8 protein-coding genes are annotated in these 15,193 nt (G+C 42.6%); 1 reads left to right on the top strand and 7 read right to left on the bottom strand.

Features of this window, described 5'->3' with window-relative positions:
• Window positions 1-47: 47 nt before the first annotated feature.
• The 7 genes from NSQ50_RS10645 to NSQ50_RS10615 form a co-directional block, all read right to left on the bottom strand.
• Window positions 48-3,182 carry a beta-galactosidase gene (locus NSQ50_RS10645; protein WP_076225128.1) on the bottom strand — a complete coding sequence of 1,045 codons (3,135 nt, stop codon included), beginning with the start codon at window positions 3,180-3,182 and terminating at the stop codon, window positions 48-50.
• Window positions 3,179-4,498 (bottom strand): glycoside hydrolase family 125 protein, encoded by a 1,320-nt coding sequence (locus tag NSQ50_RS10640; RefSeq protein WP_036689626.1) that lies wholly within the window; start codon window positions 4,496-4,498, stop codon window positions 3,179-3,181. Before NSQ50_RS10640 ends, NSQ50_RS10645 begins: the two co-directional genes overlap by 4 nt.
• 122 nt (window positions 4,499-4,620) lie before the next feature.
• Window positions 4,621-6,138, bottom strand: a complete 1,518-nt coding sequence (locus NSQ50_RS10635) for an ABC transporter substrate-binding protein (RefSeq protein ID WP_036689624.1) — start codon at window positions 6,136-6,138, stop codon at window positions 4,621-4,623.
• Window positions 6,139-6,223: 85 nt separating this feature from the next.
• A complete protein-coding gene (locus NSQ50_RS10630) occupies window positions 6,224-7,147 on the bottom strand; it encodes a carbohydrate ABC transporter permease (RefSeq protein ID WP_076225127.1) in 924 nt (307 codons plus the stop codon).
• 18 nt (window positions 7,148-7,165) lie between these two features.
• The gene (locus tag NSQ50_RS10625) at window positions 7,166-8,095 is read right to left on the bottom strand and encodes an ABC transporter permease (RefSeq protein WP_036689622.1); all 930 of its coding nucleotides are present in this window, start codon (window positions 8,093-8,095) and stop codon (window positions 7,166-7,168) included.
• Window positions 8,096-8,377: 282 nt separating this feature from the next.
• A complete protein-coding gene (locus NSQ50_RS10620) occupies window positions 8,378-9,952 on the bottom strand; it encodes a response regulator transcription factor (RefSeq protein ID WP_036689621.1) in 1,575 nt (524 codons plus the stop codon).
• Window positions 9,927-11,765, bottom strand: a complete 1,839-nt coding sequence (locus NSQ50_RS10615; RefSeq protein ID WP_162164294.1) for a cache domain-containing sensor histidine kinase — start codon at window positions 11,763-11,765, stop codon at window positions 9,927-9,929. Before NSQ50_RS10615 ends, NSQ50_RS10620 begins: the two co-directional genes overlap by 26 nt.
• 249 nt (window positions 11,766-12,014) lie before the next feature.
• On the opposite strand from NSQ50_RS10615, the gene NSQ50_RS10610 reads away from it, so the two are divergent.
• Window positions 12,015-15,161, top strand: coding sequence for an alpha-mannosidase (locus tag NSQ50_RS10610; protein WP_038569952.1), 3,147 nt, complete (start codon window positions 12,015-12,017; stop codon window positions 15,159-15,161).
• The last annotated feature ends 32 nt before the right edge of the window (window positions 15,162-15,193 follow it).

Below are 15,193 nucleotides of genomic sequence, written 5' to 3'. Positions count from 1 at the left end.
TATGCAATGCGTTCTCTCTACCAAGATGCTTAATGTAGAAGATGTGGTTAATTTACATGGATCTCGACTTCCTGCGGGCGATAAACACCAAGCAAGTCTCCTTTACTATCCGTAGCAAAGAGAACAGAACGTTCCTGTTCTAACACGAACGAATAGGTTCGGCCAGTGGCTGAATCCTTCACCTCGATCTTTGCATCTTGGGCATATTCCGACACGAAGGTAAAAAGCGCACCCGTAGCAAAGCTCAATTTCCGTCCGTAGATACCCGCTAAGTCCCCACCACTAATCCATTCCAAATCACATTCCACAAAAGCAGCATTAACCGCGTAGCGGTAAAGTGCAGCCGTAGTATCCCTACGCTCACTCAATTCAACTGGCAGTGGGCTCCATAGGAGTCGACCCTTGCCAAGCGGAAGGTTCACGACAGTCTCTATAGTTGAACTTCCACCAGTTTCTTGAATGATCGTTTCCTTTGTCACCTCAGCTATCCGGCGGTGGCCGAAAGAGACAGGCAGGACTTGACCTTGAAGCATAAGCACTTCTTCGCGGCGCACATTACGCAATTCACGTTTGCCAAGGATATCACTCAACCGATCCGAAGAACGCCAATAGGCATCAATGCCTAACGGTCCAGTGGCAAGCAATACCGCTCCTGTCTCTTCAACAATGTGTAACAACCGTTCCATTGCTGCATCAGCGAAGTTATGCGCGCTTGGCAGTATAATCAGTTTCGCAGGGTTCTTCTCCAAATCATCTAGATGGTATTCGGAAGCCCCCCGAAAAGACATCTTGAGCTCATAAGACAGAATGCGGGTAAGCTCTGTTGTAGCAGCAAAAGCCAACTTCCGATTAGAGAAATCATTCGAATAAGGGAACACCACCGCAATCTCTTCCAATTTCCGATCACCAAATATATCACGGATACCTTCTATAAACTTCCCGAAATCATAAGATACGCCTGCCTCAGGCTTCTCGGTTCCATCTGCTCTCAGTGCTCCGATATGGGACTCATTCGCATTATCCATATAGAAATTCGTATTCCAGATCCAGTGAATAGCCCCCGCACCTGCCGTTCCAAAAGCGTAAGCATACTTGCGTTCCAGCAAATTCTGCAGCTCTTGTTCTGAACGTTTGGCTCGGCCATCTGGAGTTTCTACATACATGACGCCAGTCTCCTGAATTAGGTTTGGCTTATTAGGCGTCTTGGCAAAGATGCCATCCCACACCAGATAATCATTAAACCACCAGGAATGAACAGTGGTGTAATCCACCGCCTCCTCGTAGAAGAACGGCGAAGGTCGCTGCGCTCCTAGTCCCTCATCCTGACCAACCGTAACCATCTGAGCTGGACATTGCTCCTTAATGGCGTCGTATAATTGTTTCACCCAACGGTTATGCATCTCCATAGAGAACAAACAATAATCCAACCAGCGTGTTCCCCTCTTAGCACTGTGCATGTCTTGTACGTCGAAGTTAATCTCTTTTGCTTCTGGCAGCCCTGCAGATGCAAAGTTCGGAAGCTGTGCAGGTGTCATATTCCAGCGTTCCTGCAGCACGTCGATTACACCATGTCTTTCTTGTAGCCATTCCATAAAGGCTTGTCGCTCAAAACGATCATGGCATGAACTCGGGCCGTCCGAAAAAATACGTGCCGGATCAAACATCGACGGTTCATTAATAAGATCCCAATCTACATTCGAAGAATCTTTATGACGAGATACAATAGACCGAATGAACCGCTTCTGAGCTTCCACACTTTGTGGGTCCAGATAAGGATTTACCCCTCCCCACGTTTCCGGTGTGAAGGAGAAGAACGTGAAAGTCACTTGAAGATCATGCTTCTTCGCCGTCATGATGAAGGCGTCGATCGCCCGCAATACTTCTTCCGAGACATGTCCATCGTCTTGCATCACATTGCGATAAGCTGTCCAGATCCCTGTACGGATCCAGTTAATCCCGGCCTTCCGCATCTGGCCCATATCACGATCCCAAACTCCCACGTTCGGTAGAAATAGAAATTTACGCGCCACATCACTCGCCATATAAGTCATGCCGACCACTGGTAGCGGACGCCCATCTTTTATAAAATAATCTCTGCCGCTCGTTACCGGATGGCCTGCTGCCAGCAGCTCAGGAGCATGACCCCAGAACCCTTGGCGCAGAATGCGAACCTCACCATCACTGGCTTCTGCTTCACAGAGAATCTGGTAGAGGCCCCTACTTATCTCCAAAGGAATAGGCAGACGCACCATGTTTAGTTCAGCATTCGCCTTCATTTCCAAACTCTGAGACCACTTCAAAGAGGTATCTGATTCATGCTCTACATGAATTGTGAAATTCCATGTATCTTCATTTCGCATAGAAGGTCTCACTCGTTCAAGCTGCTGAATCTGAAGGGTTAGGGAAGCTCGTTCTCCTGATTCATAAGACGCGTAATTGGGCTTAACCCACATTTCCGTAACACCCTTGCTGCAGAAACGAGACCAATTGGATATCGCGGAAGGACCTTTTTGCTCCCAAAAAGAAGCTGCTGCAGGTGTATTTACGAACAGCCAGCGTGAACCTGCATATAAACCAATCGTATTCTCCCAAAGAACCACTGGGGCAGAAATTTCCCGACCCTCGAGTGTAATTCCTTTTAATAGCGGGTAAATCCGTGTGCTCATCGGACCTGCCGAGCCCATTTGATGTGGTAAATCACTCGTCTTTGTCGTATGTGGCACGAGGTTCCATGTGTCTGCACTCGTTAGAAAAAGAGTTTCTTGACCCTTAAGCAGAGGAATGACATCCGAGGCAAGCAATGAATGGTTGCGTGAGCATTCAACACGAAGTGCCTCATGAATATACAGCTCCTGATGATAGGAAGTCTGCTCCGCTTCCACATGCCATCGGCCATTTTCCCAACGAACAGGTTGTTTGAAGGGTGCGCCTCCAATGCTAATCAGCCCGCCACCTCTTTGCAGGTATTCAAGAATGGCCATCCAGGCCGCTTTCGGGAAATAAGGGGCATGCAGATTGATGAAACAGCCGCCTTCCGTTTCGCATAGCGTTTGTGCAAGCTGATTCTCACTTACAATAGATCCGAACTCACTCATGGATGTAATCGCATCGCTAGGAATGGGACTGGAAATTGGAAAATCAGAATCATAAAATATGATGACAGGTCTGCTCAGGCTGCTCATAGTAGTCCTTCCTTCATCGTTTTATAGACAAGTTGGGAGAACAGACTATTGGACCAGGCGAACCATTTTCTAGTGAACGTATTCGGATCATCAACATGGAATCCCTCATGCATAAAGCCAGTATCCGCATCTGTAGCTTCTAACATCGCAAGCATCTCCAGCTTTTCTTCCTTAGTGGAAGCCGTCAAACCTTGCATGGATAATGCCATATGCCAGATGTAGTCTTTGGGAGTATGCGGACTGCCGATTCCCTTCGCTGCGGTTCCTTCAAAATAAAAAGGATTCTCCTTGCTCAGAGCAAATCGTCTCGTATTCTGATAAATTCCATCCTCTGCGGTAACATAGCCGAGATAAGGAATCGACAGGAGTCCTGGTGTTCCCGCATCATCCATCAAGCAGTAGTTGCCATAACCATCGGTCTCGTAGGCGTAGATTGGACCGAATTTCGGATGACGATAAATACCGTACAATTGAATTCCGTGATCAATCTCAGCTTCTAATGCTTTAAGCTGTTCCAGAAATTCAAGATCACGGAATACCCATTCAGCGAATTCCTGCATATGACGTAATGCAACAACAGCGAACATATTCCCCGGAATGTTGTAATGGAAGTCGCAAGCATCATCGCTCGAGCGGAACCCGGACCAAACCATGCCCGAGTAATTAACAGGCATACCCAGGCCGTTATTACGCAGTGTATCTTCAGGAATCCCATTGTTACGCGTAAAGCGGTATGGAGATAATTCACTATGGCGCTGTTCAGTTTTGAACAGGTTGTATATTTTGACCATGGCTGCCTTAAATCCGGCGTCGAATATATCAGTCTTTCCGGTTTCTTTCCAATAGGCATAAGCCAGACGCATGGAAAAACAAAGAGAATCGATCTCGAATTTACGCTCCCACACCCAGGGGGACATTTCTGTAATATCGCTAGTACTCCAATGCCAATCATTCGCCGTCTCATTAAACGCATTGGCGTACGGATCGATATGAATATACTCGATATGACGTTTAATTAACCCGCTGATAATCCGCTGAAGATCGGGATCGTTTTTAGCAAAGGGCACGTAGTGCATAACCTGCTCTACAGAGTCTCGCAACCAAGAAGCCGGGATATCTCCTGTAATCACAAACGTTGTTCCATCATCCATAAGCTTAGTCGTTGTCTCAAGCGTATTAGGGAAACAGTTCTTAAAGAGCTGCAACAGCTTCGGCCGATGAGCTAACTTCTCCTCTGCTTCGTTCAATACCTCTTGAACCGCTTGAGGAAGCGGCAGCTTCGGCATAGAGATGGTGGGAAGTCGGAATTTTTCCATATTCTCACTCCTTCATAATAAATGGGGATAGATAGAGAGACGGGCAGCATAGCTGCCCGTCTCCACTAATCCTATTTGTGTTACCTTTAGTGATTAATCTTAGGCGTGTTACGTTCATTAGCTTATTTCTTTGTCTGGTTCCACTCATCAAGTTGCTTTTGAACTTCTGCAATGACTTTATCCAATCCAGCTTCTTTAAATTTCTTCGCTGCTTTTGGCAGATATGTTTTAGGATCAACAGAACCTGTGTACAGCGCTGGCATAAATTCTTTAGTTACGTTGTTGATGGCCGCTACTTCTGTTTTCACAGGTGTAGGATCAAATGCAAAACCGAAGGTAGGGGCTTCTTTTGAAGAATCATTAAACTTCTTAAAAGCATCCCATTTATCAGCAGGGTCATCAGCATGCAGATAAGTCAATAACATATTCCCAAGCGTGAAGCCTGGCATTGCATAGCTATCTTGCATAGCTGGCAGATCTTCAATGACATTGTCGGAGATTTTCTTATAATGAGTGCCTTCAATACCATAGTTGAGCAAATTGCGTAAGTACTTATCTGTATTCAAAAGATTCAAGAACATCATCGCGCGCTCAGGATCACCTGAGGTTACGGAAATCGCGTGCATCGAACCTGCGGCGGACTGTGTATATACATAAGGATCATGCATAGGTGAAGTTACAATTTCATAACCTGCTGAACGAGACCAACCTTTTTCTGCATAAGGTTGTGTGATTTCGCGATCGGCAAACCATTTGCCGGTCTTAATGTTATCGATTCCTTCAAGTGTCGCAACGTCTGGGCGTAAGTAACCTGCTGTGTAAAGTCTACGCATCGTATCTAACGATGTTGCAAGTTCAGGTGTCTCCAGAATATTAACAACCTTGCCATCTGTGGAATCCATATAGACCCCGATAGGTAACTCATCACCTAGTACATAGTCAAATGGCATAAATGGTTTAAAGCCTTTAGGAACAGCTAGCGGTGTAATATCAGCCGGCTCGTTCTCTTTAATCGTTTTAAGCAGTGGCTCTAGATCATCCAATGTACGGATATTGGAAATGTCCATGTTGTATTTATCAACATATTTCTTATTGAAGCGCCATACCCATTGCTGTCCAAGCTCCTTATTTACAGGAACACCATAGATCTCACCTTTAATCTTAGTTCCTTCTAAGAAACGAGGGTCCAAAACCTCTTTCGTTTCCTTACCATACTTATCCAGCAGATCATTCAGACCCAAGAACGTACCATTAGCAGCGTTACGGCGGAAGTCATTTGTCCAAGAAGAGGTAAAGGCAATATCATAAGGCTCACCAGAAGCGGTGATGACTTGCATCTTCTTATCGTAATCGCCCCAATCGAACATCGTAATGTTCAACGTCGCATTAATTTTTTCTTGGGTATATTTATTAACTTCTTTTAAGACAAGATCCAAATCCTTTTGAGGTCCACCAATTAAATACATCTTCAGCTCATATGGCTTTAATTCTGATGTGTTCCCTGCTGAATCACCTGCTGCCGCTGAATTGTTTGTTTCTTTAGCAGCATTTGTATTATTATTCGAACCACATCCAGCTAGAAGGCCAGAAAAAAGCATTGTCCCTGCAAGAGCGAGTGTTAAGCCTTTTTTCATTTTCATTTCTATTTTCCCCCTTTAGATTAATGAACGCTTTATTTATATCGATTCCTGTCCTAGCGATTCGAATAAATACATCTTAGTAGTGTTACTCCTTTAAAGAGCCCACGGTTAAACCTTGTACAAAATACTTTTGGAAGAACGGATACGCTAGTGCTATAGGCAAGGTCGCCAGTACAACCATCGCCATACGAACGGTTTCTGTTGGCAAGGTTGCAGCAATCTCAAAGCTTGATCCCATCTGCATACTGTTCTGAATGACGAACTCCATATTATTCTGAATTCGCATCAGCATCGCTTGGAGTGGAACAAGACTCGCATCATCTATATACAGCAGGGCATTAAACCAATCATTCCAATAGCCCAGCGTACAGAACAATCCAATCGTTGCAATCCCCGGTAAAGAGATGGGAAGTACAATTTGCAGGAAGGTCCGAAACTCACCAGACCCATCAATTTTGGCAGCCTCAACGAGTGCATCAGGTACGCTAGTCTGGAAGAAGGTCCGCATTACTAGAATAAAGAATGCATTCATCGCGATTGGCAATATCAAAGCCCATATCGTGTTGTACAGATGTAAAAACTGCGTAGCCACGATATAGTTAGGAACCATTCCGCCTGAGAATAACATCGTAAAGAAGGCGAAGAAGCTGAAATAATTACGATAGCGAAATGATCTTCGAGAGAGTACATACGCATAAGTTGTTATTAGAAATAAACTAATGAGTGTACCTAGTACAGTAACCATCAAAGTAACTCCAAAGGAACGAAGTAGTTGATCACCTGTGTTAAAAACAAACTGATAAGCTGCTAAACTATATTTTTTGGGTAACAAGCTAAATCCATTTAAAGCAAGTACTTTTTCATCTGTAAAAGAAATCGCTATCACAAACAAGAACGGAAACACACAAGTAAAAGCGAAGATGCCAATTATAATATTGAGTACCACATTCCATAAAGGAGTAATGGCGTTGTTGTCGATTTCTTTTGGCTTACGTTTGAATACTGCCATAACGTCACTAACTCCTTTCTAGAATATCGCATTCTCTTTGCTGATCTTTTTCACAATAGAATTCGTTACAAGCACCATGATAAATCCAACAACCGATTGATATAGACCCGCTGCTGTACTCATTCCTAGATTACCTGTCGTACTCATGCTTCGATAAATATAAGTATCGATAACATTCGTTACGGAGTATAGAACACCTGAATCCCGAGGGATTTGATAGAATAAACCGAAGTCCGATCTAAAAATACCACCAATCGCTAAAATCGTTAGCGTTACCATTAAAGGTTTAAGCAAAGGAAGTGTAATAAACTTAATCTGCTGCCATTTGCTGGCCCCATCAATCATAGCCGCTTCATAATAGGACTTGTCGATACCCGCTATAGCCGCTAAGTAAACAACACTTGAGTAACCAATTGATTTCCAAATCCCCATGAAAATTAGGATATATGGCCAAAAGCGAGTATCCCCATACCAGGAAATAGGATCGCCGCCGAAGTAAACAACCACTTGATTCAATATTCCTTTATCTACACTCAGAAAGCTGAAGGTAAAGAAACTAATAATGACCCAAGAAAGGAAGTACGGCATAAACATCGCCGTTTGATAAACTTTAGCCATCCGTTTGTTCACAAGTTCATTCAAGGTGATCGCAATGCCCACCGCAAGAACTAAACCGAGAGAGATCAACGCCAAGTTATAAAGAATCGTATTTCTTGTAATGATATAGGCGTCCTCCGTCGAGAACAAAAAGTTGAAATTTTCAAGGCCAATCCACTTACTATTTAAAACGCTTGCAAAGAATCCATCCCGATGAATCTTGAAATCCTTGAATGCAATTACTGTTCCAAACATCGGTAAGTAGCAAAAGATCAGGAACCATAATGTCCCTGGTAATACCATAAACCAGAGTACTTTATCCTTAATTAAACTTTTGAAAAATGCAGGCATTATTCCACATCCCCCTTCTCTCTATCCCCAAACAACCCCTATATATCCCTTAGATCTTTTTCCCTCGCCCCTTTAACTACCCTTAATTCTGCGCTATAAAAGCGGTTTCATAAAGTTGAAAAACTCCAGAATCAGATGTAAAAATTAAAGATCCACAGCAGAAAGGACATTTAAAAAGTCTATTTCCTCTTAAATTTGAGCAAAAAAAAAAGGAAACATTCTCGTTATCAACGTCCATGAAACCCGTACTTGAACGCGATACCCAGGAACATTTCCTTTATTTTAGGATTTTGCTTTTTTGTACATATTCCGAAGCTCTGTTGGCGATACACCTACTGATTTTTTGAACTGGCGATAGAAATATGCTGGATCCGGATATCCTACTTCAGCTGCAATTTCGTTGGTTAGTAACGTAGTTTGAAGCAGCAATTGTCTTGCCTTTTCAATTCGAAATTGATTAACATAATCAGAGAAACTACGGCCCATTTCCTTCTGAAATAGCTGCCCCAAATAATTGGGATGCATTTCCATACGCTGACTGAGCGTTTTCAGGGATAGCTCTTCTCTATAGTGTTTGCTTACTTGATCAACCATATATCTCATATTTGGACTGAGCTCATCATTTACTAATGATAATTGGTCCAGCGTTTCTTTCACACTTTCCTGCACATGGTGCACCAATTGCTCAATAGTATGTATGCGCAGCAATGGATTAAACACGGCACTAAAATTAGAGTTTTTCTCCATTTTCTTAGCAATCAACATTAACTCAATCGCTACGTTGTAATTATCAATGCGGGTAATCATGCCACAGCCAAACAGCTTTTCGAACGTTTCTGCGATAAACTGGTTCGTAGCCTCCCGGTCCCCAGATAATAATAATTTGGTGAATTCCTCATAATCAATTTCGAGCTTCTCCTCGTGCAGAACCATCTTTGATAGTTGTTCCACATCTATAATCGGGTAACCCGGTAGCATAAGATGATCAACATATAAACTCTTCGCCTTTTTATAACTTTTGGGGACTTCCTGAAAAGCATGCTCCTTACTCCCTATCGTTATCCAGACAGACTTCTCCAACTCATGCATAATCTCATATTGTACTTGCTCCAGTACACAATAAAGCTCTTCTTTGTTCTCAGCTTCAGCCCGCTCAGCAATAATAAGAACAAGATCACCTTCCATATCTTTAAATACAATAACGGTTCCAAGTTGCTCTAATGACTTCACAGCGATACGATAACATTCATCCATAAGCTGATTCCTATGGAGTTTATCTTGGCCCTCATCGTCATCCTGTTCAGTGATAAGCCGAATCGCAGCCACCGTAAAAAATGAACAATCCAGTGAGATATTTAAGACTTTTGAACGGTGCTGTAGCTCTTGCCGGCCTATATTGCCAGTTACCCAGCGGTTTAGAATATTGTTGCGCAGAACTTGCCAATCCTCTTTAGCATGAAATTGTTCAACATCCTCTTGATTCAGCACTTCAACAATTTGTTCAATGGTTGATTCCAACTCATTTATATTAATGGGTTTGAGAATATAATTTTCAATGCCTAGACTCATTCCAGCTTTTAAATACTCAAATTGCTCATAGCCACTCAAGATAATAAACCTCATTTTTGAATCAAAAACCTTTATTTGTTGAATCAGTTCAAGTCCCGTAAGTTTGGGCATCGTAATGTCAGTAATTAATATGTCGATCCCTTCGTTATGATTGCGCAGAAATTCTAAAGCTTCTTCCCCATTAGTCGCTTGTCCCGCGATTCTCAATCCATATTTCTCCCATTCAATCACTGAACGTAATCCTTCAAGAATAAGAGGTTCATCATCCACGATAAGTATATTGTGCATTATTAGTACTCTCCCTTACGACTGGTATATTCATGATGACTATTGTTCCTTTATTTACTTCACTGGCGATCGTCAATCCATATTCAGTCCCGTAATAAAGTTTAATTCGTTCATTCACATTACATAGGCCTACCGAAGAAGGAGGTTCATCCATTCTCATACTGACTTGAAGCATTTGCTGTAGCTCTGTTAGCTTGCTGGGAGTAATTCCATTTCCGTTATCACTTATAGCAATTTGAATTTCCCCGCCAGATTCAGTAACTTCAATACGGATGAGATTGCCAAAACGGTCAGGTCTAAATCCGTGAACAATATAATTTTCAATAACCGGTTGAATAAGCAATTTAACGATAGAACAATTCATGGAAGCTGGACTTATTTGTGATTCGATTTGGAGCCTATCTTTATGTCTAATCTGGAACAACTCCAGATACAAATTACAATATTCAATCTCATCAGATATTGTAACGACCATACTTTTCTTAATCATCGTTCGAAATAATGTCGATAAAATGTAAATCATCTGACCTACATCCTTCGCTCCTTGCGTAATTGCCCGCATCCTAATCGCCTCAAGTGTGTTATATAAAAAGTGTGGATTAATCTGTGATTGAAGTGCAACTAGCTCAGCATTTTTCTGGGTAAGCTCCGAAATATACACTTTGTTAATATAGAGTTCTAGTCTTTCACACATATAGTTAAAATTGTTGGCAATTAGCTGCAATTCATCTTCTCGATTAAGGTGAATACGTGTGCTCAAATCACCTTCCTGTAAGCGCTTCATAGATTTAACAATGATCTTCACTTTTTTAGAGAAACGTAAAATAATTCCGTATGTAAAAGACATTGCAGTAATAATAAGCGCTGTGGTAATTCCGATAATCCAAGTTCGAACCGTTTTCATTTCGTTGTTGACCTGTGACTTCTGAATGATTCCTGCCATAATAAGACCTGAGCTGTTCGTTGTATTTAAGTTAACCTTGGAGATCTCATCCAGTGTTGTCCAGCCATCCGTATGAAGCGCATCGATATGTGGATATCGCTGTCCCATATACCTTCCCAATGAATCATATATAACGTCACCGCTTGGGGTTAAGACTAACAATTGACCATTATTCTCTGTAACTTTTGTGCCAAGCCATTTTGAAATAAGTTCCGCGTCAAAATCTACTATGAGCATACCGATCGTTTTCAGTGTAATCGGATCTTTAATCTCCCTAGTCATTGTATACAAATTGTTATTGTCTTCTCTTATTTCCTTAAGCACTAATTTGGTTTCATGCGAGACCCAGCCATTCTTCGGTAAGGATAATTTTTGCTTAGGTCCGTCCATGTCGCTCAAATAGAATTGTCGGGTATTATTTTTATATAAATAATAAAATTCTTTCTCTGTGCTGTACAAAATAACGTCATAAATCCCATTTTTCTGATTCAAATAGGTTTTGAAATACGTATCGAACGTATGAGGAACGGAGCTCCCTATATCTGCATATTGATCTAAACGGTATTTAAGATAATCCCCATAATCATTTTGCAAAAAGTAGGACAAATCCTCACTGACAGAGGCATCGCTATATATTTGCTGGATAGCCACTTGGATGCTTTCGTACTGCTGATTCATATACAAACTTACATAATCCAGCACCTCCCGATTGGCATCTACATGTTGGCGAGTGATCGTCTGTTCATAGTATTTATATACGGTAATGGAAGAGGCTATTAACGTAATTATGATGATTGAAGAGTATATAGCTAATATTTTATTGAACAGTTTTTTCTGCAAATGGTTTTGATAAAATTTCTTTACATTCAACAAAGCCACCTTCTTTCTGAATATCACCTTTAGGATTAGAAGCTTAACATCACACTTCTTTTTCTGCAATGGAAGCGCATGCATTTTTTATTTATAAAATCTAGCGCTCCAACTTTTCTCTCCATCGAGAGTTTACAACTCACAAAAAATCGTCTATAGTTGATTTCTACCCCCCAAACAAACCTATAATAACCCAAATAGATCTTAATTTCCTCGTCCCCCATCAACATATTGGAGGGGCTATTACTCATGTTTCTAACCAAACGCAAACTCAACTCCCAACTAAACGAAATTTCCGAATATCGTTACCGGGATCGTATACACATTCCTTTTTTCAACTCAATGATTGACGAACAAGGTGAAATTGCAGCCGAACCGCCCGTGGATGGAGAATGGTCTGAGCTACGAGTTGGCGATACCTGGAAAGGCCGCGATTTGTATTTATGGCTAACGACAAATATAGACGTACCCGCCACTTGGGCAGGCCGTAGAGTACTGGGTCGATTTGATTTTGGCGAGACGGGTGCTGGAAACAACTCCGGATTTGAATCCTTATTCTTTTTCAACGGCAAACCCTATCAAGGTGTAGATTCCAATCATACCGAAGTGTTCTTGCCAAATGAAACGGTAGGCACTCAGCTTCCACTGACCTTCCGGTTATGGTCGGGACTCGAAGGAGGCGGCCCTAAAAAGGATCAGACACATGGCATTCGCATGGCTGAAATTTGTTGGCTGGATGAACCAACGGATGATTTCTATTTTACCGCGCTTGCTGTAGTTGAGACGCTGAACGTACTCGATGCCAAAACTCCAGAATATACACAACTTATGAGTACAGTGGACCGCTCCTTTCTTCTGATCGACTGGTCTCGCCCAGGTTCAGACAACTTCTACGCTTCGATCGGGGAAGCCCGCAATTATTTGCGTGATGAAATTAATAAAATGGAGAAGTCCTCACCCGTCACCGTTACCTGTATTGGCCATACCCATATTGATGTGGCTTGGTTGTGGCAATTGAAACACACCCGTGAGAAATGTGCGCGTTCCTTCTCAACCGTACTACGTCTGATGGAAATGTTCCCGGACTATACCTTTTTACAGACTCAGCCGCAACTCTATGAATATATCAAAAATGACTATCCAGAAATCTACGAAAATATTCGTGAACGTGTGGCTGAAGGACGCTGGGAAGCTGGCGGCGGCATGTGGCTTGAAGCAGATTGCAACTTGACCTCAGGAGAGTCTCTAGTCCGTCAATTACTGTATGGAACTCGCTTCTTACGTAATGAATTTGGGGTTGAATGTGACTATTTATGGCTGCCGGACGTATTTGGCTACAGCTGGTCCTTGCCACAAATCCTAAAAAAATCAGGAATTAATACCTTCATGACCACAAAAATTAGCTGGAATCAATATAACCGGATGCCACATGATACCTTTCAATGGCGTGGGATTGATGGCACAGAGGTGTTAACACATTTTATTACAACGCCAGAGCCTTGGTCCGAAGAAGATTCTTGGTTCTACACTTATAATGGCCGGATTATTCCTAAGACTGTAAAAGGAATTTGGGATACCTACCGGGATAAAGAAGTGAATCGCAATCTGTTACTTTCTTACGGATATGGCGATGGTGGCGGGGGTGTGAACCGTGAAATGCTAGAGATGCGCCGTCGGCTAAACGATCTTCCCGGTCTGCCGAAGATTGAAACAGGAACAGCGGGAGACTACTTCCGTAACTTGCAAGAAACTGTTGCAAATACGGATCGTTATGTCCATGTATGGGATGGCGAGCTTTACTTAGAATATCACCGCGGCACCTACACAAGCCAAGCCTACAATAAGCGGATGAACCGTAAGCTTGAACTGCTATACCGTGAGGCGGAATGGCTAAATACACTGCAAAGTGTGATGACAGGTGACTGGTCGAACTATCGTCAGACCGATTTAGACGAGGGCTGGAGAATTATTTTGCGCAACCAATTCCATGATATTATTCCGGGCTCTTCGATTCGTGAAGTATATGAAGACAGTACGATTGAATATGCACAAGCAGAAGCAATAGGTCAGTCTGTCTGGGAGCAATCCAGTAAGGCACTTGTGAGCGGAAATGAAGCCGGTAAATATACGATCTGGAACAATGCTGCTTGGGAGCTGACAGAACTCGTAGAAATTACTGTTGAAGCCGGGATGGAAACAGGACATTGGATAAGCTCAGAAGGAAAACAACTACAAGCTCAACGTGAAGGTGACCGCTGGATCGTTGAAGTATCTAACATTCCTTCTCTCGGATACACAACCATTTCCTTCGTAGAAGATGTGAATTCCGAGTCTCTAAGCGCTCCATTCAAGCTAAATGAATCAGGAATTTCAACGCCTCACTTCGAAATTGAATGGAACGAACAAGGTCAATTAGTATCCATCTATGATATAAATGAACAAAGACAAGTATTAGCAAACGGAAGTCACGGTAACGTGTTCCAAGTGTTTGAAGATAAACCCCTAGCCCATGAAGCTTGGGACATTGACATCTACTATCAGCAAAAGAAACGTGAAGTCACCGACTGCCGCAGCATTGAAGTCATAGAAAAGGGTTCACTGCGATGTGTTGTACAATTCACATGGAGTTATATGGATTCCACGATTAAGCAGCAAATGATCTTACATGCACACCATCGTCGTATCGATTTCGTGACGAAGGTAGACTGGCATGAGCGACAACAGCTAATGAAAGTAGCTTTCCCTGTTGCGATACGAGCTACCGAAGCCACTTATGATATCCAGTTCGGTAATGTTACGCGTCCAACACATTGGAACACTAGCTGGGATTACGCTAGATTCGAGACTGTGGGGCATCAGTGGGCAGATTTATCAGATCGTGGTTATGGCGTTAGCTTGCTGAACGACTGCAAATACGGTTATGACATCAAGGATAATGTGATGCGTCTATCCTTAATCAAATCGGCAACGCACCCTGACCCTGAAGCGGATCAAGGCGAACATACTTTCACCTACTCTATCCTGCCTCATACTGGGGATTGGCTACAGGGTGACACCGTCCGTCAAGCTTGGTCCGTCAACAACCCTCTACGGAGCACCATGGGGCAAGCAGAAGTAGCAACCAAGTCGCTTATTCGCCTTTCTACACAGACGGTTATGGTTTCTGCGATCAAGAAGTCTGAGGATGGTCAAAAATTAATCGTACGTGTACACGACTATTCCGGAAGCCGCCAGCAAATTGATATGACTAGCGACTTGAATATTATTTCGTGGCAAGAGTGTAATCTAATGGAGCGTCCTGAAGGGGAAGTCCACACTGAACCTGTCATTACTTTTATACTTGAACCTTACGAACTAAAAACATTTGAAATCGAAGCAGAAAAATTAATAAAGTAATACACAAAAATAAAGTAACATACAAAAATCGG

This window comes from Paenibacillus sp. FSL R10-2788 (assembly GCF_038003885.1).
GTDB lineage: Bacteria > Bacillota > Bacilli > Paenibacillales > Paenibacillaceae > Paenibacillus_AQ > Paenibacillus_AQ odorifer.
Note: the sequence above shows the minus strand (reverse complement) of the source record. Positions and strands in the feature narration are given on the sequence as shown.